Here is a 1,699-nt window from a genome sequence, read left to right as displayed (position 1 = left end):
AGGGCTTGCAGGGAATCAAGGTGTTGCTTCCCGTCCTGAAGCTCGTTGGTGTGGTATGAGCATTCCGGACGAGACTTGTAACCAACTCGCTGTGAAGTTCGCGGTGTTGCTACCGCACCTGGACGAGCGGCAGCGACGGCTGTTGATGGCTGCGGAGGCCCGGGCGCTGGGACACGGCGGTGTCCGGGCCGTGGCACAGGCGGCTGCGGTCAGCGAGACGACGGTCCGCAAAGGCGTGTTCGAACTTGAGGCAGGTGAGGAGCCGCTGGGGCGGGTGCGTCGTCCGGGCGGGGGCCGCAAACGGGTCGCGGATCTGGATCGGGGGCTGCGGCCTGCGCTGTTGGCGCTGGTTGAGCCGGATGTACGGGGTGACCCGATGTCGCCGCTGCGGTGGACGGTGAAGTCCACCCGCACGCTGGCGCAGGAGCTGACCCGGGCCGGGCACCGCGTCAGTGCCGACACCGTCGCCGGCCTGCTGCGGGAGGAAGGCTTCAGCCTGCAGGCCAACGCCAAGACGATCGAGGGCAGCCAGCACCCGGACCGCGACGCCCAGTTCCGCTATCTCAACGAGCAGGCCCGCGAGCACCGGGACGCCGGCCAGCCGGTGATCAGCGTGGACACCAAGAAGAAGGAGCTCGTCGGCGAGTTCAAGAACAACGGCTGCCAGTGGCGGCCGACAGGTGAGCCGGTGCCGGTCAATGTGCATGACTTCGCCGACCCGCACCTGGGCAAGGCCGTCCCCTACGGGATCTACGACGTCGCGACCAATACCGGCTGGGTCAACGTCGGCACCGATCACGACACCGCCGCGTTCGCCGTGGAGTCGATCCGCCGCTGGTGGCACGGCCAGGGCCACGCTGCCTACCCGCAGGCGGCACGGCTGCTGATCACCGCCGACGCCGGCGGCTCCAATGGTTATCGCACCCGGGCCTGGAAACTCGAACTGGCCCGGCTCGCGGCCGAAACGGGGTTGATGATCACGGTGTGTCATCTGCCCCCGAGCACATCGAAGTGGAACAAGATCGAGCACCGGCTGTTCTCGCACATCACCATGAACTGGCGGGGCCGCCCGCTGACCAGCCACGAAGTCATCGTCCAGTCCATCGCCGCGACCACCACCCGCACCGGGCTGAGCGTGAGCGCCGCACTCGACACCAACACCTATCCCACCGGTGTTCGTATCGGTGACGCCGAGATGGCCGCTCTGCCACTGACCCGGCACGCATTCCATGGCGAATGGAACTATGCCCTGCACCCACAGCCCTGCCCTGCTGTCCCGGCGCCCCGGGCTCCACAGGAGCCGGCCCCGCGGTGGGACCAGGCACTGCTGTCCGATCCCGCACTGACCGGCATGTCCCGGCAAAAACTGGACGCCCTCACACGGACTTTGACCCCCGACGGCGATACTCAGCGTGGTCGTCCACCCCGGCTTGCTTTCCCCGAACAGGTCCTGGCCACCGTGCTCCATCTGCGGGTCGCCCTGGCCGCCGAACCTCTCGCCGTACTGTTCGGCAGCAGCCGGACCGCGATGCACCGCACCCTGTTGAAGAACAGGAAACTGCTCGAAGCGCACGGCATCGTCATCCCACCCGCGACGACGCCCCGCGTCGTTCTTGCGGCCCTCCATGCCCGGGTCCTCAGCCAATCCGACGAGCCCCACAAGAAGATCAAGACGACGTGTTAATGATCTGCAAGCCCT

The 1,699-nt window shown here is 67.3% G+C and carries 1 protein-coding gene; it reads left to right on the top strand.

The window, feature by feature from the left end:
- Window positions 1-55 precede the first annotated feature (55 nt).
- Window positions 56-1,684 carry an ISAzo13 family transposase gene (locus tag ACWIHY_RS40275; RefSeq protein ID WP_454381725.1) on the top strand — a complete coding sequence of 543 codons (1,629 nt, stop codon included), beginning with the start codon at window positions 56-58 and terminating at the stop codon, window positions 1,682-1,684.
- Window positions 1,685-1,699: the final 15 nt, after the last annotated feature.

Source organism: Streptomyces sp. NPDC055287 (genome assembly GCF_053646035.1).
This window is presented reverse-complemented; position numbering and strand designations above follow the sequence as displayed.

Excerpts from the sequence above, each read along its gene's own strand:
- ACWIHY_RS40275 (WP_454381725.1), top strand. The coding sequence starts at position 56 with ATGAGCATTCCGGACGAGACTTGTAACCAACTCGCTGTGAAGTTCGCG.